Source organism: Paraburkholderia tropica (assembly GCF_900109265.1).
Lineage (GTDB): Bacteria > Pseudomonadota > Gammaproteobacteria > Burkholderiales > Burkholderiaceae > Paraburkholderia > Paraburkholderia tropica.
In genome coordinates, this window is sequence record NZ_FNZM01000008.1 from 65,915 (window position 1) to 88,164 (window position 22,250).

Genomic DNA, 22,250 nt, shown 5'->3' on the forward strand with positions numbered 1-22,250 from the left:
GAGAATGGATGCGACAGATTGGATGCAACAGAGGCGGCGCGCGCCAACGACGCGCGCGCTCGACAGGTTCAGTGGCCGGCGTCGGCGGCGCGCACGGGCAGCGCCGCGCCGACCTCGGCGCTCGTCTCGACGGAGCCGGACGAGGTGGCGGAGGTGCCATTCGACGCGCCATTCGACGCGCCGGCGTCGCCCGAAGCGCCATTGTGCGCTTCCCGGCCGCGCGTGGCGCGCGGCGCGATCGAGCCGGCCGACGGCACGCCTTCAATGGCTTTGTCGGCGGGCTTTTCTGCAGATTTTTCCGCCGGTTTTTCGGCGCCTTTTTCCTGCACATGCGCGGCGCGAATGACGGCAAGCGGCGCGGCCAGCGACACCGGCGCACGTTCGCCCGCCTCGCCTGCCGCGGCAGGCAGGCCGAGAATCGGGCGGTCGCCGCGCGCGCGGCGTTCCGGCGAGCGCAGATCGAGCGCGCCCTGCACGCCCGTCACACCGGGGACGACCTCGGGTTCGGGCTTGGGTGCGCGGGCGCCCTTCGAGCGGCGCGGCTTGGTCACCAGCGCGGGCGCGGCAGCCATGACTTCGTCGAGCGCTTTCTTCGCGGCGGCCTGTTCGGCCGCGCGGCGGCTCGCGCCCGAGCCCGACACCTTCACGTCGAGCTTGGGCACCGTGCATTCGACTTCGAATTGCTGATTGTGCGCCGCACCATGCGTGGCGACCACGGTATAGGTGGGCAGCGCGATCTTGTGACCTTGCAGGTATTCCTGCAGCAGCGTCTTGGCATCCTTGCCGAGCGTGCGCGGGTCGATGTGATCGAGAATCGGCACGTAAAGGCGCTTGATGACCGTCTGCGCGGCGTCGAAGCCGCCGTCGAGGAAGATCGCGCCAAAGATAGCTTCGAGCGCATCCGCGAGGATCGACGGGCGGCGGAATCCGCCGCTGCGCAACTCGCCTTCGCCAAGACGCAGACCGTCGGCGATATTCAGGGCCTGAGCAATTTCGTAAAGCGACTGCTGCTTGACCAGGTTCGCGCGTACGCGCGAGAGGTCGCCTTCGTCCAGCTTGCCAAAACGTTGGAACAATAGGGCCGCCACCGCGCAATTCAGGACCGAATCGCCGAGGAATTCCAGGCGTTCGTTATGCGTGGCACTGTGACTGCGGTGGGTGAGAGCCTGGCGCAACAATTCCGCATTGCGAAATTCGTAGCGCAGCCGGCTTTCCAACGGAGATTGGGGCATGGGGAGAGTATAACGCGCCCGCCGCCCCCGGCGAAAACGCGGGGCGGCGGGCGAAAAACCATGATGAAGCGACCTTACCGCGGGTTCTTCAAGTAGCGCGCGAAGAGCCGGGACGACTCGTTCGCGCGCTCGATGCAGGCTGAACGCGTTGCTTCGTCGAGAAGCAACACGCGCCCGTTACTCGAACGAACCGATGCGCTTCAGACTGCTGAAGTTCATCCAGATGAAGAACGCGCGGCCGACGATGTTCGCGTCGGGCACGAAACCCCAGTAACGGCTGTCCGCACTGTTGTCGCGGTTATCGCCCATCATGAAGTAATGGCCGGCCGGCACCTTGCAGATCACGCCGCGTGCGTTGTACTGGCAGTTGTCGCGATACGGATAATCTTCGGCGCCCACGATGAACGGCGGCACAGCCGGATTGTTCAGGATGTTGTTCTTGCGGCCGTTGCCGAGATCTTCCGTGAACTGCTTCGCGTAACCGATGCGCTCTTCGTCGAAGTAATCGGCTTGCGGCGTTTCAGGCACCGGCTTGCCGTTGATCGTGAGCTGCTTGTCCTGATACGCGACCACGTCGCCGGGCAGACCGATCACACGCTTGATGTAGTCGACCGACTCGTCTTTCGGATAGCGGAACACCACCACGTCGCCGCGCTCGAGGCCGCGGCCCTGCGTGATCTTCGTGTTGGTGATCGGCAGACGGATGCCGTAGTCGAACTTGTTCACGAGGATGAAGTCGCCCACCAGCAGCGTCGGCACCATCGAGCCCGACGGAATCTTGAACGGCTCCACGACGAACGAGCGCACGAGGAACACGATCAGGATCACGGGAAAGAAGCTCGCCGTGTATTCGAGCCACCACGGCTGGCGCAGCTTTTCGTTACGCAGGTTCTGACGCGTTTGCGGCGCGTTCTCGTCGGCGAAACGCTCGCCCACACGCTCCTGCTGACGATCGAATTCCGCCACGGCCGCATCGGCGGCGAGGCGCCGGCGCGGCATGAAAACCAGCTTGTCTGCAACCCACGCGATACCCGTCAAAACGACGAGCACAAAAAGGATCAGCGCAAAATTCATGTAAAGGTCCGTTGTTCTGGCTTATTTGTCTTCGACGCGCAGAATCGCAAGGAAAGCCTCCTGCGGAATTTCCACGGAACCGACCTGCTTCATCCGCTTCTTGCCTTCTTTCTGCTTTTCGAGCAGCTTTTTCTTACGCGAGATGTCGCCGCCGTAGCACTTGGCCAGCACGTTCTTGCGCAGCGCCTTGATGTTCTCGCGCGCGATGATGTGCGCGCCGATGGCCGCCTGAATCGCCACGTCGTACATCTGACGCGGGATGATCTCGCGCATCTTCGCCGCCACTTCGCGGCCGCGATACTGCGACTGCGAACGGTGCACGATGATGGACAGCGCATCGACCTTGTCGCCGTTGATCAGCATGTCGACCTTCACGACGTCCGAGCTGCGGTATTCCTTGAACTCGTAGTCCATCGACGCGTAACCGCGCGACACCGACTTCAGACGGTCGAAGAAGTCCAGCACGATTTCCGCCATCGGAATTTCGTAGGTGAGCTGCACCTGGCGGCCGTGGTACTGCATGTTGACCTGGTTGCCGCGCTTCTGCGTACAGAGCGTGATGACCGAGCCCACATAGTCCTGCGGCATGTACAGGTTGACCGTGACGATCGGCTCGCGGATTTCGGCGATCCTCGACGGCTCCGGCATCTTCGCCGGATTCTCGACCTTGATCAGCGAGCCGTCGCCCTGGACCACTTCGTAGACCACGGTCGGAGCCGTGGTGATGAGGTCCATGTCGAACTCGCGCTCGAGACGCTCCTGCACGATTTCCATGTGCAGCAGACCCAGGAAGCCGCAGCGAAAGCCGAAGCCCAGCGCCTGCGACACTTCCGGCTCGTATTGCAGCGAGGCGTCGTTGAGCTTGAGCTTTTCGAGCGATTCGCGCAGCGCGTCGTACTGGTTCGCCTCGACCGGATAGAGACCCGCGAACACCTGCGGCTTCACTTCCTTGAAGCCCGGCAGCGGTTCCGGCGCGGGACGGTTCACGAGCGTGACGGTATCGCCCACCTTGGTGGCGGCGAGTTCCTTGATGCCCGCGATGATGAAGCCCACCTGCCCCGCCGACAGCGATTCCAGGTTGCGCGACTTCGGCGCGAACACGCCGACGTGCTCGACCGGATACTGCGCGCCCGTGGCCATCAGCTTGATCTTGTCCTTCGGACGCAGCGTACCGTTGACGATACGCACGAGCATGACCACGCCGACATAGTTGTCGAACCACGAGTCGATGATCAGCGCCTGCAGCGGTGCCTCAGGGTCGCCCTTGGGCGGCGGCACCTTGGCGATGATCGATTCGAGCACGTCTTCCACGCCGAGGCCGGTCTTCGCGCTGCAGCGCGTGGCGTCGGTCGCGTCGATGCCGATCACGTCCTCGATTTCCTCGATGGCGTTTTCGGGGTTGGCGGCGGGCAGGTCGATCTTGTTGAGCACGGGCACGACTTCCACGCCGAGCTCGATGGCCGTGTAGCAGTTGGCCACGGTCTGCGCCTCGACGCCCTGGCTCGCGTCCACCACGAGCAGCGCGCCTTCGCACGCGGACAGCGAGCGGCTGACCTCGTAGGAGAAGTCGACGTGCCCCGGAGTGTCGATCAGGTTCAGGTTGTAGACCTTGCCGTCACGTGCCTTGTACGTGAGGGCCGCGGTCTGCGCCTTGATCGTGATGCCGCGCTCGCGCTCGAGATCCATCGAGTCGAGCACCTGCGCTTCCATTTCGCGGTCGGACAAGCCGCCGCACAGCTGGATGATGCGATCGGCGAGCGTCGACTTGCCATGGTCGATGTGCGCAATGATCGAGAAGTTACGAATATGATCCATTCAGTGCCGATCAAGCGAAAAAGGCGCGCCCCAACGATAGCTGGGCACGCCTCGTAAACAGATGAAAAACCGAACTATTTTAGCCGAAATAGGTGTCGGCAGGCGAACGGTGCTGAGAAGTAACGGATAGTTTATGCCGCGCGGCCCCGATCCCAAGCGGATCGCAGCCTCATTGCGCGGGTGTCGCGGACTGCGGCGCGGACGTCGAGCCCAGTCCCAGCATGGCGCGCACGCGCGCTTCGTCGAGCCGGTAGTGGCACAACTCGATGCCGTCGCAGAGCAGCACCGGCACGAGTTCGTCGTAGCGCGCCACCAACGCGGGGTCGGAATCGACATCGACAACATCGAGGCGCGCCCCCGCCGCCGCGACCAGCGGTTCGAGCGCCACGCGCATGTCCTCGCACAGATGACACCATGCACGGCTGTACAGCACGAGATACGCGCGCGCCCGCGCGGCCGGGTCGTCCTGCGGGGACAACATGGACGACGTGGGCGGCGCGGCGTGCTTGGGCATCGATCCGTGCGGGCGCGGCGGAGCTTACTTCTGCCCCGGATTGCGCGGGCGTAGCGGCACGAACTGCGTGTTGTCGCCGCGTCGCACGAGAATCGCCACCATCTTTTGCGGATCGAGGTGCGAAGTCGCGTCCTGGAACTGCTTCGCGTTGACGATATCCGTATCGCCCACGCGCAGGATGATGTCGCCCTTTTGCAGACCGGCGCGCGCGGCCGGGCCGTCGACCGTATCCACGACCACGCCGCCCTTGATCTTGAGCTGGGCGAGCTGGTCGGCGGGGATGTCGGAGACCGACATCCCCAGCGCATTCGACGGACGCGGCTTCGGCTCCGGCGCCTTCTTCGGGTCAGCCTTCGCGCCCTTGTCCGCCTGCATTTCGGCGATCGTGATCGGCAGATCGCGCGTCGCGCCCTTGCGCCAGATCGTGACGGTCGCCTTCGCGCCCGGCTTGGTGTCGCCGACCATGCGCGGCAGATCCGTCGCGGTTTCGACATTCACGCCGTTGAACTTCAGGATGATGTCGCCCGGCTGAATGCCCGCCTTGTCGGCCGGCCCGCCCGGTTCGACGCTCGACACGAGCGCGCCCTGCGCCTTCGGCAGACCAAGCGAATCGGCCACGTCCTTCGTCACTTCGCCGATCGCCACGGCGATACGGCCGCGCGTGACCTTGCCGCTGGTCTTGAGCTGATCGGCCACGCGCATCGCCTCGTCGATCGGAATCGCGAACGAAATGCCCATGAAGCCGCCCGTACGGCTGTAGATCTGCGAGTTGATGCCGATCACCTCGCCCTGCATGTTGATCAGCGGACCGCCCGAGTTGCCGGGATTCACGGCCACGTCGGTCTGGATGAACGGCAGGTAGTCGCCGGTATCGCGGCCCTTGGCGCTCACAATGCCCGCGGTCACGGTGTTTTCGAGGCCGAACGGCGAGCCGATCGCCACGACCCATTCGCCCACGCGCACCTTGTTCGAGTCGCCGACCGTCACGGCCGGCAGGTTGGTCGCCTGGATCTTCACGACGGCCACGTCGGTGCGGTCGTCCACGCCGATCAGCTTGGCCTTGAATTCGCGCTTGTCGGTAAGCGTGACGTAGATGCTGTCCGCGTCGTCCACCACGTGCGCGTTGGTCATGACGTAACCGTCGTTCGTCATGATGAAGCCCGAGCCCACGCCGCTGCTCTGTTCCGAGTCGTTGCCGCCGTCGGGACCGGAGTCTTGATCGCCGCCGCCCTGGCCGCCGCGCGGCGACGGGCTGCCGCCTTGACCGCCTTGACCGCCTTGCCCGCCCTGCGGACCTTGCGGCAACGGAATGCCGAAGAAGCGGCGGAAGAATTCCGACATGTCGCCGTTATCCATGCCCGGCGGCAGACCGCCACGCTGCGACAGCGTCACGTGCGTGGTCGTGCGAATGTTGACGACGGAAGGCCCCACCTTGTCCACGAGGTCGGTGAAGTCGGGCAGATTGGCGGCGGGCGCCGCCGATGCCATGTGCGGGGCGAGCGGCAGGCACGCCACCACCACCGCGGCCGCGAAGAATTTGCGCAGCGGGAAGATCGTCATATCGTAGTCAGCCCGTAGTCAGCCGCAGGATTTACTTGGAAGCCTTGTATTCTATGGCAGATGCGAACTGCTGCAACGTGGCCTGGGGCACTTCGCCGAGCAACGTAATCCAGTAATCGCCGTCGCGCTTCACCAGCACGTGCGTTGCGCCCGTGCTACCCGCGCCTTCCTTGCGGCTGTTGTGTTCGACCGGCTCGACGAAGATCGAGACCGCCGAAAGGCCGTCCGAGAACACGGCCTGATCGACCGGGATCGGCGGATCGTTCGCGTCGCGCGCGGCCATTGGACGGCGCAGTTCGCGGATCTTGCGGAAACCCGGCACGTTCTGCCCGAAATTCCAGCCTTGCGCTTCCATATCGACGCTTTGCAGCGGCGGACGCACCACGGTCCAGCCCGCGAGATTGCGCATGCCGTTCGCAATCGGCGCCTTGTCGACCGGCACGCCGATACTCACCTGCGTAAACGACAGCTGCTGGAGCACCTGGCCGTTCGACGGGTCGAGCATCTGCGAACGCAGCAGCAGACCGGTTTTCGCATCGGCCCACAGCTTGTAGGCGTAGCGATAGCCGTCTTTCGGATCGAGTTCGATGACCTGGCTGTCGATGCCGGCCACGCGGTCGGTGCCGAGCATCTTCGGGTCGTAGACGGACAGCACTTCGCTGCCGCTCGTGGCGAGCAGCGCCGGGAAGGCGTCCTTGTTCTGGCGTTTTTCGATGACGCAGAGCTTGCGCTCAGGCACGAACGTGTAGAGGTCGTCGTTGTGGCGCAGCATCTTGCGCGGCTTGCCGTCGAGGCTTTCGAGCTGCTCGAACTCGCCGTCGCTCTTCGTGGCGTAATGCGTGACGCGCGACGACTGCACGAAATTGCCGCGCTGATACACGAAGGTGCCGACGTAATTCTGCTGCTGCGCAGCCTGCTGAATGCGGTCGAGCCACTGCGCCGCGCTCTGGCGCGTGGCCGGGTCGACCGCAGCGGCGGCCGACGCACCCTGCGCGTGCGCGCGCGGGGCGACAGACAGAGCGGTGAACATCACGGCCGCGCAGCACAGGTATGCCGGCAACCGCCCCCAGAATGTATTGTTATTCAACCGCACTGTCTGCATCAGACTCACTGGCCTTGCGTGGTAAGGGCCGCAGAGCGGATCAGCGGCATGGAATCCGACATGACCGGCTGCTGCGCGAACTGCTGGTGCGCTTCGAGATAAGCGTCGAGGCGCGCGTCGCGGATGATGTTGCCGTCCTGCACGGCGGCGGTTTGCACCGGCACCGCGTTCATCGCCACACGCTGCACGTTGTCGCCGACCGGCTGCATGGCCGCGATCTGCGGACCGCCGGCCATGCCGACGCCACGCATTTGCGGCACGACGATCCAGGTGAGCGTAGCAGCCGCAGCCGCCACGGCCAGTGACGGCACGACGCGGTGGCGCAACGCCAGAATGCGCGCGACGCGGCCGTCATGCGAAGCCCGCGCGGACGACGATGCGGGCAACGCCGCGGGCGCGAGCACGTGCGGCTCGGCCTCGAAGCGGGCCGCGAAGCCCGCCATGAAGGACTGGCTCGCGGCCTGGCTCATCGCCAGGTCGTCGGAGCGCAGTGCGTCGCCGATCAGGTGATACGCCGACCAGGCCTTGCGGTCCTCGTCGTCGAATCCGGAAAAAATAGCGTTCAGATGCGCGTCACCCGCCAATTCGCCGTCGGCGAAAGCGGACAGTTGCTCGCCGCGCGAGCCCGACACCGATTGCATCGAAACCGACCCCATGATGCTCCCCATTTCCTTACAGAGCCCCGTAGTGACACACCCACTCTAGTGAATTACGTCCGTGCCCGGCGCGAGACTGGCTTACCAGCGCTTGCCTTCCGGTGTGTCCAGCAACGGACGCAATTTTGCCGCAATGGCTTCGCGAGCGCGGAAAATTCTCGATCTGACGGTTCCGATCGGGCAACCCATCATTTCGGAAATTTCCTCGTAGCTCAAACCTTCTATTTCCCGAAGCGTAATGGCGGTGCGCAACTCTTCCGGTAAAACCGCCATGGCAGCATTGACCGTCTGGGCGATCTGCTTGCTCATCAACATCGATTCGGGCGTGTTGATATCCCTTAGTTGATCGGCGTCCGAGAAAGTTTCAGCTTCTTCAGCATCAGCTTCGGTGGAAGTGGGGGCGCGTCGTCCCTGGGTCGCAAGGTAGTTCTTCGCCGTATTGACGGCAATACGGTACAACCACGTATAGAAAGCGGATTCGCCACGAAATTGCGGCAATGCCCGGTACGCCTTGATAAAGGCGTCCTGGGCCACGTCCTCGACCTCCGCGGGGTCCCGCACGAGGCGCGAGATCAGGCGGATGATCTTGCGATGGTACTTGGAGACCAGCAGTTCGAACGCGGCCTTGTCGCCTTTCTGCACGCGCTCGACCAGCACCTGGTCAATTTCTTTTTCGCTCACCTGAAAAATCCGTTAGCTCATGAAGTGGACGCGGGGGCACCATTGTAGCGTCACCGCCACGGCGCCACGTTACGCGCGTTACAGCGGTTACAGTCGTTACAGCGCTCTGGCTGACCGCACGCAGAGGCAGAACAGAAACAAATGGGGACGCCGCGGCAAACGGCAAGAGAAGGCGCGAAAAGAAAGCGCGAATGGTGGTCCGATGGGCGCCGAATCCCGCTTGGCGGCGTGATCGGAGCCCTTGGTGGACCCTGGCGGTCTAGCGGCCCGCGGCGCTGCGCGCGGTCACGGCGAGCACGCGGAAAGTCTCGGCATCCACGGAATCGGCGGCGATCAGGAGCGTCTTGCGGCGCGCGCCCTTCTCCACCACCAGCACCAGCAGCGCCGCACCCCATTGCGAGGCGCCGATCAGGCGGCCATCCGCGAGACACGCGCCGGAACGCGCGAACGCCGCGAATCGATCCGTCCCGATTTCGATGAAAGCCGGTTGTGCGCGGCACCACGCCACAAAGCCGAGCCCGCCCGCCGCGCCCAGCGCCAAGATGGCCGGCACTGCGCGCCACGCGCCGAGCCACGGCGCAAGCGCCGTATGAAACGCTGCGCACGCAACGAGCAATCCGAGCAGCAGCGCCGCGCGCATCGCCCAGGACGCGCGCACGGCAAGACGCGGCGTCGCTACGCGCCGCGCCGCAGAAATGTGAACGCGGCCGCCCGGATGAACCGGAGCGGCCGCGGAGTCGCGCGAGGCGATCATATGAGTCTCAGCCGGGGCTGGCTCAAAGGCGTACAGGTATCAGGCGCCGGTCAGACGTGGCGCTTGAACACCAGCGTGCCGTTCGTGCCGCCGAACCCGAACGAGTTCTTCAGCGCGACGTCGATCTTCATGTCCCGCGCGGTGTTCGCGCAGTAGTCCAGGTCGCAGGCAGGATCCTGGTTGAAGATGTTGATCGTCGGCGGCGAGATCTGGTTGTGCACGGCGAGCACCGTGAACACCGACTCGAGACCGCCCGCGCCGCCCAGCAAGTGGCCGGTCATCGACTTCGTCGAATTCACGACGATGTTCTTCGCGTGGTCGCCGAATGCGCGCTTGATCGCGGTGGTTTCCGCGAGGTCGCCGAGCGGCGTCGAGGTGCCGTGAGCGCTGAGCCAGTTCACTTCGTTGGCGTTCACACCCGCGTTCTTCATCGCCGCCAGCATGCAGCGGCGTGCGCCGTCGCCGTCTTCCAGCGGAGCGGTCATGTGATAAGCATCACCGCTCATGCCGTAGCCGCCGATTTCCGCGTAGATCTTCGCGCCGCGTGCCTTCGCGTGTTCGTACTCTTCGAGCACCATCACGCCGGCGCCTTCGCCCAGCACGAAACCGTCGCGGTCCTTGTCCCACGGACGGCTGGCCGTCGCCGGATCGTCGTTGCGCTGCGAAAGCGCACGCGCCGCCGCGAAACCGCCGATACCGAGCGGCGAAACGGTCGATTCCGCGCCGCCCGCGATCATCACGTCGCAGTCGCCGTATTCGATCAGACGCGATGCTTCGCCGATGCAGTGCAGACCGGTCGTGCAGGCCGTCACCATCGCGAGGTTCGGGCCCTTCAGGCCGAACTTGATCGACAGATGGCCGGAGATCATGTTGATGATCGAGGCCGGCACGAAGAACGGCGAAATGCGGCGCGGGCCGCGGTTGAGCAATTCGGTTTGCGTGACTTCGATCATCGGCAGACCGCCGATACCCGAACCGACGTTCACGCCAATGCGCTCCGCGTTCGCTTCGGTGACTTCGAGGCCACTGTCCTTGAGCGCCTGCATGCCCGCAGCGATGCCGAAATGGATGAACGTATCCATATGGCGCGCTTCTTTCGCCGGCATGTAGTCTTCGACGTTGAAGTCCTTCACCTCGCCGGCAAAGCGGGTCGAGAAGTTCGTTGCGTCGAACTTCGTGATGTTGGCGATGCCGGACTTCCCGGCGACCAGATTGGCCCAGCCGTCGGCAACATTATTGCCAACAGGCGAAATCAGCCCCAGGCCTGTAACAACAACTCGACGGCGGCTCACGGTAACCCCTTTTCCATAGATGACAAAAACAAAAGCCACAGAGGCCACAGGAAATGCTCCTGTGAGCCCTGTGGCTAGTTGACCGGCAGATGCCCCGCAACGAGTGCGGCGGGCGTACGCGGTTTCACGGGCGTGCGTCCTCGCGGACCGGGCGCGCCCGGTCCGGAAACGAAAAGCGCCTTAGGCCTTGACGTTCGCGCGAGCGTAGTCGATCGCTTGCTGAACCGTCGTGATCTTCTCGGCTTCCTCATCCGGGATTTCCATGCCGAATTCGTCTTCGAGGGCCATCACGAGCTCGACGGTGTCGAGCGAGTCGGCGCCCAGATCGTTCACGAACGAAGCTTCGTTCTTGATTTCAGCTTCGGCGACGCCCAGTTGCTCGGCGACGATCTTCTTGACGCGCTGTTCGATGTTGTCCATTACCCCTCCAAGGGAAAAAAGTTAGCTCATGAATGCGAGTGCGCGCATTTTATCAGGTTTGACCTGGCAGAAAAGCGGCGCTCAAGGTTCCGGGAACGGCTATCCGCGACGGTGTCCGAACGGGTGATCTCGCCGGACGCATCAAGGCGCGGATAGTACCTGAATCCGGTTAAGACATATACATGCCGCCGTTGACGTGCAGCGTCGTGCCCGTCACGTAGCCCGCCTGCGGCGACGCCAGGAAAACGACCGCGTGCGCGATGTCTTCCGGGCTGCCCAGACGGCCCAGCGGAATCTGCTGCTTGAGCGCGGCTTGCTGCTCGGCCGGCAGATCCTTGGTCATGTCGGTATCGATGAAGCCCGGCGCCACGCAGTTGACCGTGATGCCGCGGCTGCCGATTTCGCGCGCGAGCGCACGGGTCATGCCCGCGACGCCGGCCTTGGCCGCCGCGTAGTTGGCCTGACCCGGGTTGCCCGACGAGCCGACCACCGACGTGATATTGATGATACGGCCCGTGCGCGCCTTCATCATCGGGCGCAGCACGGCGCGCGAGAGGCGGAACACGGCCTTCAGGTTCGTGTCGATCACCGAATCCCACTCGTCGTCTTTCATGCGCATCGCGAGGTTGTCCTGCGTGATGCCTGCATTGTTGACGAGGATCGCGAGACCGCCAAATTCCTTCACGGTGGCGTCGATGAGCGCTTCGGCCGCAGCCTGGTCGTTGACGTTGAGCACCGCGCCGCGGCCCTTCAGGCCCGCTTCCGCGAATGCCGCCGTGATCGCCTGCGCGCCGCTTTCGCTGGTCGCCGTGCCGATCACCGTCGCGCCCTGGCGCGCCAGTTCGAGCGCAATCGCCCGGCCGATGCCGCGCGAGGCGCCGGTCACGATTGCGGCCTGATTGTCGAGAGTCTTTTCCATCGTTCGAATCCGTTACTGATTGCGTTGAGTCGCCCGGTCAGGCGGATCAGCCCTTGACGAGCGCGAGCGTTTCTTCGAGCGACTTCGGATCGGCCACCGAGGCGCCGACCAGTTCGCCGTCGATACGCTTCGTGAGGCCCGCGAGCACCTTGCCCGGACCGCATTCGATCACGTGCGTGGCGCCCTGCGCGCCGATCGCCTTGACGCACTCGACCCAGCGCACCGGACCGGCGGCCTGACGCACCAGCGCGTCGCGGATCTTCGCCGGATCGGTTTCGAAGGCCACGTCGATGTTGTTCACCACCGGAATCAGCGGCGCGTTCAGCGTGACGCTCGCGAGGTAGTCGCGCAGCTGGTCCGAAGCGGGCTTGAGCAGCGACGAGTGGAACGGCGCCGACACCGGCAGCGACAGCGCGCGCTTGGCGCCCTTCGCCTTGGCGATTTCGCAGGCCTTTTCGACCGCGGCCTTGTGGCCCGCGATCACGACTTGCGCCGGCGCGTTGAAATTCACGGCTTCGACCACGCCGCCGCTCGCAGCAGCGGCTTCGGTGCAAACGGCGCGCACGGTGTCGTCGTCGAGACCGAGCACGGCGGCCATGCCGCCTTCGCCCACCGGCACGGCGTTTTGCATCGCCTGCGCGCGAAAGCGCACGAGCGGCACAGCGTCGCGGAACGCCAGCACGCCGGCGGCGACGAGCGCCGTGTATTCGCCGAGGCTGTGGCCCGCGACGATCGCCGGCGCCGGGCCGCCCGCCTGTTGCCACGCGCGATAGACGGCGTAGGCGGCGGTGAGCATGACCGGCTGCGTGTTGGTGGTGAGGTTGAGTTCTTCTGCCGGACCTTCGGCGATCAGCTTGCCGATGTCCTGATTGAGCGCGTCGGAGGCTTCCTGCAGCGTTTCGCGCACGACGGCGCTATCGGCGAAGGCGTCGAGCATGCCAACGGCCTGCGAACCTTGACCCGGAAAAACGAATGCGAATTTCATGAGATCCTCAAAATTCGGTCAAAACGGAGAGGCGATGCGCTCGGATGGACCGCGACGGACCGCACGCGTGGTGCGTGCGGCTGGGTGCGGGAGCGCGAAAGCCCACTCGCGAAAGTCAGAAGCGGATGACGGAGGCGCCCCAGGTGAAGCCGCCGCCCACCCCTTCGATCAGCACGTTCTGGCCGCGCTTGATGCGGCCGTCGCGCACCGCGACGTCGAAGGCGAGCGGAATCGACGCCGCCGAGGTATTGCCGTGTTCGCCCACGGTCACGACCATGCGTTCGGCAGGCAGGCCGAGCTTGCGGCAGGTGCCCTGCATGATGCGGATATTGGCCTGGTGCGGAATCAGCCAGTCGATCTGGTCTGCGCGCAGTTGCGCCTTGTCGAGCGCTTCGATCGCGACCTTTTCGAGCACGTTGACGGCGAGCTTGAACACCGCCTGGCCGTCCATGTGCAGGAACGCGTTGCCCGCGATCACGCCGCCGTTCACGTTGCCCGGCGTGCACAGGATGTGCGCGTAGCTGCCGTCGGCGTGCAGCGCGCTCGCGAGCACGCCCGGTTCGTTCGAAGCCTGCATCACGATCGCGCCTGCGCCGTCGCCGAACAGCACGCAGGTCGTGCGGTCGTTGAAGTCGAGAATGCGCGAGAAGGTTTCCGCGCCGACGACGAGCGCCGTGCGGTGCTGGCCGCTGCGGATCAGGCTGTCGGCCACCGAAACGGCGTACGCGAAGCCCGAGCAGACGGCCTGCACGTCGAACGCCGCACCGTGATTGCGGATGCCGAGCTTGTTCTGCAGCAGGCAGGCGGTACTCGGAAACACGAAATCGGGCGTCGAGGTCGCGACGATGATGAGGTCGATACTTTGCGGATCGACGTCGGCCGCGGCGATGGCGCGCTGCGAAGCGGCCAGCGCGAGATCGCTGGTGGTGACGTCGGGAGCGGCGAAGTGTCGGGCGTGAATGCCGGTGCGGGCGACGATCCACTCGTCGCTCGTCTCGACGCCTTTGGCGGCGAGGCGCTCGGCCAGTTCCTGGTTGGTGACGCGCTCAGGCGGAAGGTAGCTGCCCGTGCCGAGCACGCGGGAATAAAGAGTCGATTGAGCCATTATGCCTTCGAGGATGATGCGGCGGGCGGAACTCCACCCGCGGCCAGACCGGAATCACCTGCCGACGAACCCGCCGACGGGCCTTCCGGGGCCCCTGCCACGCCGTCGTTCTGCCCGCCCGCTGCCGTTCCGGCAGCACCAGCGGCCTGTTCGAACGAACCGGCGTTTTCTTCCATGGCGTGCGCGAGGCGCTCCAGCACGCCATTTTTGACGGCATCATACCCGCGTTTGATCGCCTGCTCAAACGCGTAGGTATCGGCGGAACCGTGGCTTTTGATGACGAGGCTCTTCAAGCCCAGCAAGGCGGCGCCGTTGTACTGGCGGTGATCGACGCGCTTTTTGAAGCGCATGAGCACCGGCAGCGCGGCGATCGCCATGAGCTTCGTGAGCCACGAGCGGCCGAACTCTTCCTTGATCATGTCGTTGAGCATCTGCGCGAGGCCCTCCGACGTTTTGAGCGCGACATTACCAACGAAACCGTCACAGACGATGACGTCGACGGTGCCCTTGTAAATGTCGTTGCCCTCCACATTGCCGCGGAAGTTCAGCGTGCTCGCGCGCAGCAGTTCGCCGGCGCGCTTGATGGTCTCGTTGCCCTTGATGACCTCTTCGCCGATGTTCAGGAGCCCGATGGTCGGACGGTCCTTCCCTTCGAGCGCGGCCACGAGCGCGTGACCCATTTCGGCGAACTGCAGCAGATGCTGCGGCTCGCAGTCGACGTTCGCGCCAAGGTCGAGCATCATCGTGTAACCGCGCGGATTGGGCAGCGCGAAGGCGATGGCCGGACGTTCGATGCCGGGCAGCGTCTTGAGCACGTAGCGAGACACGGCCATCAGCGCGCCGGTGTTGCCAGCCGAGACACAAGCCTGCGCCTCGCCCTCTTTCACGCGATTCAACGCGACGCGCATCGACGAGTCTTTCTTCTTGCGAAGCGCGACTTCGACCGGATCGTCCATTTCGACGACCTCGGTGGCGGGAACGACGGAAAGCGCAGGGAGGTCCAGCGCCTTCAGCTTCTTGAGCTGGGCGCGGATCGCCGTATCGAGACCGACGAGCTGCAGATGCACATCGGGATGCGAGCGGACGAAATGGACAGCGGCGGGCACCGTCACGGACGGGCCGTGGTCGCCTCCCATGCAATCTATCGTGAGCGTAACAGTCATGGAATGCGACGGATTTTCGGGCATAAAAAAGCGGCAGTTGAATGCCGCCTTTTTATGCCGTGCCGAGAAAATGTCAAGCGAACGGAATCGCCATGTGCGGCGCAACATGCAGCCCGTGAGGACCGCAGCGCCGCACGCTGGAACGATTAGTCGTTCTTGGTCTTGACGACTTTCTTGCCGCGGTAGTAGCCGTTCGGGCTGATGTGGTGACGCAGATGCACTTCACCCGTGCTCGGCTCGACAGCCAGCGGCGCGCCCGTGAGGAAATCGTGCGAGCGGTGCATGCCGCGCTTCGACGGCGACTTCTTGTTTTGTTGAACTGCCATGATGAAACTCCTGAAAATTTTCCGAATTCTAACACAGCCCGATCCGGCCGCCGCCACCCTGGGGGATGGCCGGACTCCGGGACTGGGCCCACGAATTTAACTGCGCAATACTGCACGCCACCGGCGGCTCAGCTCAATGCTTGCTGCCGGGACCGTCCTTCTTGAGCGATTCGAGCGCCGCAAACGGGTTGACGCGCTCTTCCGTCTCGATTTCCTGCTCCGGCACGTCGTCGACGGAGTCCACACCGTCCGCGCCGTCGGCACCCGAGGCGAGACTTTCGTGAATTTCCGGACAGACTTCGTGCTTCGGCACGAGCGGCAGCGAGAGCAACAACTCCTCTTCGATCAAGTCGACGAGATCGAACTGGCGTGAGCCTACGATCACTTCGACTTCATCGTCGTCGAGCGGGAACTCGTCCGCCTCCTCTTCCGTCTGGACGATACGGAAGATCGCATCTGCATCGAATGCCTGCTCATAGGGAGCGAGGCAACGCTGGCACGTGAGCCACCCACTGCCGTGGACCGCGAGCCGCAGATAAGGTTGCGGCCCTTCAGTGCCGTCGTCCTGCAATTCCTGCTGCGTGAAGCCGGCGGCTTGCCACGTGAACGCGCTGTCGCGATCGGGCGCCTCGGCCGGGACTTCGTTGAGCATGCGCGGGAGCTGCGACAGGCGCACCACGCCTGCAGCTTCGCGACCGCTACGCGCGAATTCGAAGATATCGAGGTCGCGTGGATTGAGCGCGCCGCTCTTGCTCGATTCCGCGCCGGCAGGCTTACCAGATTGTTCGGTCATGTGCGCTCTCCTGCTTCAGACATGCGACCTGCAAGCGATGCAAAGAAGCAGACGCTGCCGGCCTGCGTATTTCAATTTCAAATATTCTTGTGTTCGGTACAGCCCTAAGGGATTTGGCGCTCAATCTGCTACTGCGCCGCTACTGATTTGCGCCCTACGGAAAGGCCCACACGCGGACGTATAGATTAGAGCGTACCGATGAAAAGCCCAAAATCATAACGCCTTTATCTTTGTGAGTCAAACAGTTAGGCTCACGTCCGCAAGCCTCTGTGCGGCCAGCGTTTTTCGACGGCGAGCGGTCATCCGCCCCTCGTTTTTCAGCCGCCCCGCGCAAGCCGCCACTCTTTTTGATACCGACGACCGATCATGCAGCCACCTATCTCGCCCGCGCCGCAGACGGGCCGCCCCTCGGGCCGCCCCGCGCTGATCCTCGCCTCCAGCTCGCGCTACCGCCGCGAGCTGCTCGAACGCCTGCGCATTCCGTTCGACACCGCCGTGCCCGATCTGGACGAAACGCCGCAGCCCGGCGAAACGCCCCAAGCGACCGCGCTGCGCCTCGCCGAAGCCAAGGCGCGCGCCGTGGCCGCCGCCCTGCCCGCGATCACGGGCCGCGCGCTCGTGATCGGCTCCGACCAGGTGGCGACCTTCGACGGTAGCCAGATCGGCAAGCCCGGCACGCATGAGCGCGCACTCGACCAGTTGCGCAGCATGCGCGGCCGCGAAGTGTTGTTCCATAGTGCGCTCAGTCTGCTCGATACCGCTACTGGCCAAACGGATAGCGTCGATATCGTGACGAAGGTGCGCTTTCGCGACCTGCCGGACGCCGCGCTCGACGCCTATCTGCGCGCCGAGCAGCCCTACGACTGCGCCGGCAGCGCCAAATCCGAAGGCCTCGGCATCGCGCTGCTCGAAGCCATCGAATCCGACGACCCTACCGCCCTGATCGGCCTGCCGCTCATCGCGCTCACGCGCATGCTGCTGGCCGCGGGCTATCCGCTGCTGGAGACTCACGCATGACCGCGCAAGGCACCTCGAAAGGCACGCTGTATCTGATCCCCAACACGCTCGGCGACGGCGACGAAGCCGCGCTCGCCTACGTGCTGCCCGCGCCCGTGCGAGAGCGCGCCGGCACGCTCGCGAGCTACATCGGCGAAAACGCCAAGAGCACGCGCGCGTTCCTGAAGCGCGTCGGCACCACGCGGCCGATCCAGGAGATCGAGATCCGCGAACTGAACGTGAACACGCCCGCGGGCGAAGTCGACAAGCTGCTCGCGCCGCTGCTGAAAGGCATCGACACGGGGCTCGTGTCCGAAGCGGGCGTGCCCGCCGTGGCCGATCCGGGCGCGCTGCTGGTGCGCCGCGCGCACGAGCGCGGCATCAAGGTCGTGCCGCTGGTCGGCCCGAGCTCGATCCTGCTCGCGCTGATGGCGTCCGGGCTGAACGGCCAGAGCTTCGCGTTCCACGGCTATCTGCCGGTGGACGCCAACGAGCGCATCAAGAAGCTGCGCGAACTCGAACAGACCTCGCGCAAGGCGAAGCAGACGCAGATCTTCATCGAGACGCCCTATCGCAACAAGACGCTGCTCGACGCGCTGGTCGCGACCTGCGCGCCCTCGACGCTCGTGTGCGTGGCCGCCGACCTCACGCTGCCGACCGAGACGATCCTGAGCCGCACGATCTCCGACTGGAAAAAGCCGCCGACGCCCGATCTGCACAAGCGTCCCGCGATCTTTCTGATGCTGGCGAACTGATCCGGGTGCGTCATCGCGTCATAGCGCCCCAAAAGAAAACGGCCGCTGCGCAATCGCCAGCGGCCGTTTTTTGCGAACTGCGCCGAGCGCTTAACGCAAGGACATCTTCGCGCCCGAAATCAGCGACTGCATCGCCGACGAACCGACGCTCGCGCCAAAGCGCTTCGCCACGCGGTCGGAAATGCTCTGCTTGACCGTGTAATCGACCACGTCGGGCGCCTTGATGACCTCGCGCGCCACGTAGTCGGTGTCGCCGTAACCGTCCGCGAGACCCAGCTCGACGCTCTTCTGGCCGGTCCAGAACAGGCCCGAGAAGATGTCCGGCGTGTCTTTCAGACGCGAACCGCGCCCGGCCTTCACGGCGTCGATGAACTGCTGGTGGATCTGGTCGAGCATCGCTTGCGCATGCGCGTCCATCTTCGGCGTATCCGGCGAGAACGGATCGAAAAAGCCCTTGTTCTCACCCGAAGTACGCAGACGGCGCTCGACGCCGAGCTTGTCCATCAGGCCCGTGAAGCCGAAGCCGTCCATCAGCACGCCGATCGAGCCGACGATGCTCGCCTTGTTCACGTAGATCTTGTCGGCGGCCGCCGCGACGTAATAGCCGCCCGATGCGCACATGTCGCCGACCACCACGTAAAGCGGAATAGCCGGATATTTGGCGCGCAAACGGTGGATTTCGTCGTTGATGATGCCTGCCTGCACGGGCGAGCCGCCGGGGCTGTCGATGTGCAGGATCACGCCGGCCGTGCCGTCGTCGTCGAAGGCGCTGTCGAGCGCATTGTTGATATCTTCGGCGTTCGCGGCGGTATCGGACGAGATCTCGCCGTCCAGCGAAACGAGCGCGGTGTGCTTGCCGCCGCCCTCCACGCGCGCGCCCGAGAAGTCGAGCAGTGCCCAGGCGATCAGCAGGAAGACCGCCAGAAACGCGAAGCGGAAGAAGATTTTCCAGCGCCGCGCCGCGCGCTGCTCCACGATCGCGGCCATGGCGATGCGTTCGAGCGCGTCACGCTCCCAGCCGGTCTTGGCGGCTTCGGATTTGCCGGAGTGCATCGGGCGCTCCGGCTCGTTCTGATCAGGGGTCGGATTATCTGACATGCGTGCGGTGAGAATCAGCGAAGGATCACAAAGGGGTCGGACTCAGGTCGGCGTCCGGCAGCCAGAATACCGCACGACCTTCGGGCGTGTCGCGTTCCTCGACGCAAACCGGGCGCAGCCGCCCGCCGCGGCACGGCCCGCCGACGCACTTGCCCGTCTCGGGTTCGTAGATCGCGCCGTGCGTGGCGCACATCAGATAGAGCCCCGACGACTCGAAAAACTGCCCTTCGACCCAGTCCAGCTCCATCGGCACGTGCGCGCAGCGGTTCAGGTAGCCGTAGACCTCGCCGCCGAAGCGCACGAAGAACACGACGGCCGGACCGCCCGCGTAGGTCGCGTCGAGGCGCTTGCCGGCGCCGCCGTCGGCGAGTTCACCGGCCGCGCACACGCGTACCGCCGCGAGCCCCGCCTCGTTCTCAGGCAGGCTCATGCGTGCTCCCGCAGCCACGTCGCAAGCGCCGGAACGTCGGCGGCGATGTATTGGGGCGCGAGCGCTTCGAGCGAGGTCGACGCGTGCGCGCCATACGCCACGCCCACGCCCGCCGCGCCGGCGTTGGCCGCCATCTGCAGGTCGTGCGTGGTGTCGCCGATCATGACCGTGCGACCGAGATCCTGCCCCAGTTCGCGCGTCAGTTCCTGAAGCATGGCCGGATGCGGCTTCGAGAACGTTTCGTCGGCGCAGCGCGTGCCGTCGAACAGGCTCGTGAGGCGCGCCTCGGCGAGCGCGCGGTTCAGGCCCACGCGACTCTTGCCGGTGGCCACCGCGAGCAGATAGCCGGTGTCGCGCAGTTCCGTGAGCATCTCGCGCACGCCCGCGAACAGCTCCGTCTCCTGATCCTTGAGCAGATAGTGCACGCGATACCGCTCCACGAGGCGCGGATAGTCGGCGGGCGCCAGCGTGGGCGCGGCGATCTGCAACGCCTCGCGCAGGCCGAGGCCGATCACGTAGCTGGCCGCCTCGTCGCCGGGCACAGGCAAGCCGAGGTCGCGGCAGGCCGCCTGAATGCTGCGCGTAATGTGGGCCGTCGAATCCATCAACGTGCCGTCCCAGTCGAACACAATCAGGTCAAATTGCTGTCGAGCCATACGGTCCTTCTCCAAACACTGTTGTTTTTTCGTCCGGCTTGTTCTCCGGCTTCGTTCCGCTTCCGGGTGGCGCGGCTTCGCGCCCCCGCGTCATTCCGGCTGCGCGGCGGCCTGGCTCTCGCCGTCCGCGCCTTCGCGCTGCGCGCGCAGTCCGTCGACGAAACTGCGCAGCTCCGGCGGCAGCGGCGCTTCGAACTGCAGCGTCTCGCCCGTGATCGGATGCGCGAGCTTAAGCCGGTGCGCATGCAGGAACATGCGCTTGAGGCCCGGCTTCGCGCCGGTGCGCGCCAGCGCCTTGTTGAGCGCGAAGTCGCCGTACTTGGCGTCGCCGAGGATCGGCAGGCCCAGATGCGCAAGGTGCACGCGGATCTGATGCGTGCGGCCGGTCTTCAGTTCCGCCTCGAGCAGCGCGTAATGCGGCCAGCGCTCGACGAGATTGAAAACCGTGTGCGACGGCATGCCGTCGGCCTGCACGCGCACGCGGCGCTCGCCTTCCGGGGTCAGATATTTATGCAGCGGCTCCTTGACCGCGCGACGGCGGCCCCAGTCGCTCGCCCAGTCGCCGTGGACGCAGGCGTAGTAACGTTTGTCGGTCTTGTTGTCGCGCATCTGCTCGTGCAGGCCGACCAGCGCCGCGCGCTTCTTGGCCAGCATCAGCACGCCGGACGTTTCGCGGTCGAGCCGGTGCACGAGTTCGAGGAATTTGCTGTGCGGACGCGCCTCGCGCAACTGTTCGATCACGCCGAACGCCACGCCGCTGCCGCCGTGCACGGCGACGCCCGCCGGCTTGTCGATGACGAGCATGGCGTCGTCCTCGAACAGGATCGGGAACTGGCCGGGCGGCACGGGCGCCGACGCCTGCGCCGGTTTTTCGGCGATGCGGATCGGCGGCACCCGCACGAGGTCGCCGAGTTCGAGCCGGTACTGCGCATCGACCCGGCCCTTATTCACGCGCACTTCCCCGCTGCGCAAAATGCGATAGATGTGGCTTTTCGGCACGCCTTTGCAGACGCGCAAAAGAAAATTATCGATCCGCTGACCCGCGGCGCCATCGTCGATTTCGACGATCGAAACCTGGTCGGCTGCGACCTGATTCTGGGATGTTTTGCCTAACCCTTTCATTCTGAATATAATTTGCCCAGCGCTGACGCGACGGTAGGCCAAACGGCCTAAAAGTTCCAGAACCATCCGATGGATACCCAAGGAGGTTCGACCGGACCTGAACCGCGCTGCACGCGCAGGCAGCAAGCGATAAACGGTTATTTTACTTGCGCCCGGGGCGGGTTGCTCACCCCGAAAGAAGAGATGCAACGAGTTGCACGCACGGAAATCCGCACGGCAGGGACGGCGCCCACAGGCACGTTCGGTCGGCGCGGCCTCCGACGGTAACGGAACATTGGTATAAAGAATTCATCCGTGGCGCGGCGCCGCGTGGTCGAAGTGACCGCGACGCCACGCCACGGTGGCGAAAATACGGCGAGCGCCCGAAGCGTCCCGGCAATGTGCGGGACATGGCGACGTCAAAGGTGGCGAGACACCCCGAGGGGGAAGACGGGCGTTCCTGAAGGCTTCCCATACGCGGTCCTGCTTTGATATCCAGGCCGCGAAGCTGATCCAGCCGCAAGCGCGCGCGGTTCGCCGCTGCGGTTTGTCTTCTGTTGCGATCGTGCAAGGCGCAGTATGCCGCCGCCGCGCGCAGCAGTCGGATCGGAAGCGCAGGAAATCCGTGCCGTCGCACTTCCACGGCATGTCTGGCCGCTTGTTGAAGACGTATTTCGCATGTGCCCACGCGGCCCGTCCATGGCAACACAACGCCGGACCGGGCCCACACAAGGCAATTCTCCTCCCCAACGTTCCTGCTCCAGCGTGCTTGTGACAACACAATAAGGCGCGGCTTGCCGCTGCCGGCTTGCGTTCTGCCCGT

At 64.8% G+C, this 22,250-nt stretch carries 23 protein-coding genes; 2 read left to right on the forward strand and 21 right to left on the reverse strand.

The features are described 5' to 3' along the window. Window positions 1-68 precede the first annotated feature (68 nt). The 17 genes from rnc to BMY06_RS14480 all read right to left on the reverse strand — a co-directional run bounded on the left by rnc (window position 69) and on the right by BMY06_RS14480 (window position 16,391). Window positions 69-1,232 carry a ribonuclease III gene (gene rnc / locus BMY06_RS14400; protein WP_074983832.1) on the reverse strand — a complete coding sequence of 388 codons (1,164 nt, stop codon included), beginning with the start codon at window positions 1,230-1,232 and terminating at the stop codon, window positions 69-71. Between the two features lie 177 nt (window positions 1,233-1,409). Next, window positions 1,410-2,306, reverse strand: a complete 897-nt coding sequence (gene lepB, locus BMY06_RS14405; RefSeq protein ID WP_065061316.1) for a signal peptidase I — start codon at window positions 2,304-2,306, stop codon at window positions 1,410-1,412. 21 nt (window positions 2,307-2,327) lie between these two features. Beyond that, window positions 2,328-4,121, reverse strand: coding sequence for a translation elongation factor 4 (gene lepA / locus BMY06_RS14410; RefSeq protein ID WP_065061315.1), 1,794 nt, complete (start codon window positions 4,119-4,121; stop codon window positions 2,328-2,330). 169 nt (window positions 4,122-4,290) lie between these two features. After that, window positions 4,291-4,602 carry a glutaredoxin family protein gene (locus tag BMY06_RS14415; protein WP_074984047.1) on the reverse strand — a complete coding sequence of 104 codons (312 nt, stop codon included), beginning with the start codon at window positions 4,600-4,602 and terminating at the stop codon, window positions 4,291-4,293. Between the two features lie 57 nt (window positions 4,603-4,659). Continuing rightward, on the reverse strand, window positions 4,660-6,195 hold the full coding sequence (locus tag BMY06_RS14420; RefSeq protein ID WP_074983834.1) for a DegQ family serine endoprotease: 1,536 nt from the start codon (window positions 6,193-6,195) through the stop codon (window positions 4,660-4,662). A 31-nt stretch (window positions 6,196-6,226) separates the two neighbouring features. Next, window positions 6,227-7,297, reverse strand: coding sequence for a MucB/RseB C-terminal domain-containing protein (locus tag BMY06_RS14425; RefSeq protein WP_074984049.1), 1,071 nt, complete (start codon window positions 7,295-7,297; stop codon window positions 6,227-6,229). A 5-nt stretch (window positions 7,298-7,302) separates the two neighbouring features. After that, a complete protein-coding gene (locus BMY06_RS14430) occupies window positions 7,303-7,953 on the reverse strand; it encodes a sigma-E factor negative regulatory protein (RefSeq protein WP_074983836.1) in 651 nt (216 codons plus the stop codon). A gap of 81 nt (window positions 7,954-8,034) precedes the next feature. Continuing rightward, window positions 8,035-8,634: an RNA polymerase sigma factor RpoE gene (gene rpoE, locus BMY06_RS14435; protein WP_065061310.1), complete on the reverse strand. Its 600-nt coding sequence runs from the start codon at window positions 8,632-8,634 to the stop codon at window positions 8,035-8,037. Between the two features lie 259 nt (window positions 8,635-8,893). Beyond that, window positions 8,894-9,292, reverse strand: a complete 399-nt coding sequence (locus tag BMY06_RS14440) for a protein YgfX (RefSeq protein ID WP_143064420.1) — start codon at window positions 9,290-9,292, stop codon at window positions 8,894-8,896. Between the two features lie 146 nt (window positions 9,293-9,438). Then, window positions 9,439-10,680 carry a beta-ketoacyl-ACP synthase II gene (fabF, locus tag BMY06_RS14445; RefSeq protein WP_065061309.1) on the reverse strand — a complete coding sequence of 414 codons (1,242 nt, stop codon included), beginning with the start codon at window positions 10,678-10,680 and terminating at the stop codon, window positions 9,439-9,441. Window positions 10,681-10,860: 180 nt separating this feature from the next. Beyond that, window positions 10,861-11,100 (reverse strand): acyl carrier protein, encoded by a 240-nt coding sequence (acpP, locus tag BMY06_RS14450; protein ID WP_004197638.1) that lies wholly within the window; start codon window positions 11,098-11,100, stop codon window positions 10,861-10,863. Between the two features lie 169 nt (window positions 11,101-11,269). Then, on the reverse strand, window positions 11,270-12,019 hold the full coding sequence (gene fabG / locus BMY06_RS14455; protein ID WP_065061308.1) for a 3-oxoacyl-ACP reductase FabG: 750 nt from the start codon (window positions 12,017-12,019) through the stop codon (window positions 11,270-11,272). Between the two features lie 46 nt (window positions 12,020-12,065). After that, window positions 12,066-13,004 carry an ACP S-malonyltransferase gene (gene fabD / locus BMY06_RS14460; RefSeq protein ID WP_074983837.1) on the reverse strand — a complete coding sequence of 313 codons (939 nt, stop codon included), beginning with the start codon at window positions 13,002-13,004 and terminating at the stop codon, window positions 12,066-12,068. 115 nt (window positions 13,005-13,119) lie between these two features. Then, window positions 13,120-14,109, reverse strand: coding sequence for a beta-ketoacyl-ACP synthase III (locus tag BMY06_RS14465; RefSeq protein WP_065061306.1), 990 nt, complete (start codon window positions 14,107-14,109; stop codon window positions 13,120-13,122). After that, on the reverse strand, window positions 14,109-15,272 hold the full coding sequence (gene plsX, locus BMY06_RS14470; protein ID WP_074984053.1) for a phosphate acyltransferase PlsX: 1,164 nt from the start codon (window positions 15,270-15,272) through the stop codon (window positions 14,109-14,111). The genes BMY06_RS14465 and plsX overlap by 1 nt, the downstream gene beginning before the upstream one ends. 146 nt (window positions 15,273-15,418) lie before the next feature. Beyond that, the gene (gene rpmF, locus BMY06_RS14475; RefSeq protein ID WP_018441573.1) at window positions 15,419-15,598 is read right to left on the reverse strand and encodes a 50S ribosomal protein L32; all 180 of its coding nucleotides are present in this window, start codon (window positions 15,596-15,598) and stop codon (window positions 15,419-15,421) included. A gap of 133 nt (window positions 15,599-15,731) precedes the next feature. Further along, on the reverse strand, window positions 15,732-16,391 hold the full coding sequence (locus BMY06_RS14480) for a DUF177 domain-containing protein (RefSeq protein ID WP_065061305.1): 660 nt from the start codon (window positions 16,389-16,391) through the stop codon (window positions 15,732-15,734). A gap of 366 nt (window positions 16,392-16,757) precedes the next feature. On the opposite strand from BMY06_RS14480, the gene BMY06_RS14485 reads away from it, so the two are divergent. Both BMY06_RS14485 and BMY06_RS14490 read left to right on the forward strand, forming a co-directional pair. Beyond that, window positions 16,758-17,408 (forward strand): Maf-like protein, encoded by a 651-nt coding sequence (locus tag BMY06_RS14485; RefSeq protein ID WP_074983839.1) that lies wholly within the window; start codon window positions 16,758-16,760, stop codon window positions 17,406-17,408. Beyond that, window positions 17,405-18,142, forward strand: a complete 738-nt coding sequence (locus tag BMY06_RS14490) for an SAM-dependent methyltransferase (protein ID WP_065061303.1) — start codon at window positions 17,405-17,407, stop codon at window positions 18,140-18,142. The genes BMY06_RS14485 and BMY06_RS14490 overlap by 4 nt, the downstream gene beginning before the upstream one ends. Window positions 18,143-18,232: 90 nt before the next feature. Here the strand turns inward: BMY06_RS14490 and BMY06_RS14495 are convergent, their stop codons facing one another. From BMY06_RS14495 to BMY06_RS14510, 4 genes are all read right to left on the reverse strand, one after another. Continuing rightward, window positions 18,233-19,240: a S49 family peptidase gene (locus BMY06_RS14495; RefSeq protein WP_065061302.1), complete on the reverse strand. Its 1,008-nt coding sequence runs from the start codon at window positions 19,238-19,240 to the stop codon at window positions 18,233-18,235. 25 nt (window positions 19,241-19,265) lie between these two features. Further along, window positions 19,266-19,670: a Rieske (2Fe-2S) protein gene (locus BMY06_RS14500; RefSeq protein ID WP_074983841.1), complete on the reverse strand. Its 405-nt coding sequence runs from the start codon at window positions 19,668-19,670 to the stop codon at window positions 19,266-19,268. After that, the gene (locus BMY06_RS14505) at window positions 19,667-20,326 is read right to left on the reverse strand and encodes an HAD-IIIA family hydrolase (RefSeq protein ID WP_074983843.1); all 660 of its coding nucleotides are present in this window, start codon (window positions 20,324-20,326) and stop codon (window positions 19,667-19,669) included. Before BMY06_RS14505 ends, BMY06_RS14500 begins: the two co-directional genes overlap by 4 nt. Before the next feature lie 90 nt (window positions 20,327-20,416). Continuing rightward, window positions 20,417-21,448, reverse strand: coding sequence for an RluA family pseudouridine synthase (locus BMY06_RS14510; RefSeq protein ID WP_074983844.1), 1,032 nt, complete (start codon window positions 21,446-21,448; stop codon window positions 20,417-20,419). Window positions 21,449-22,250 lie beyond the last annotated feature (802 nt).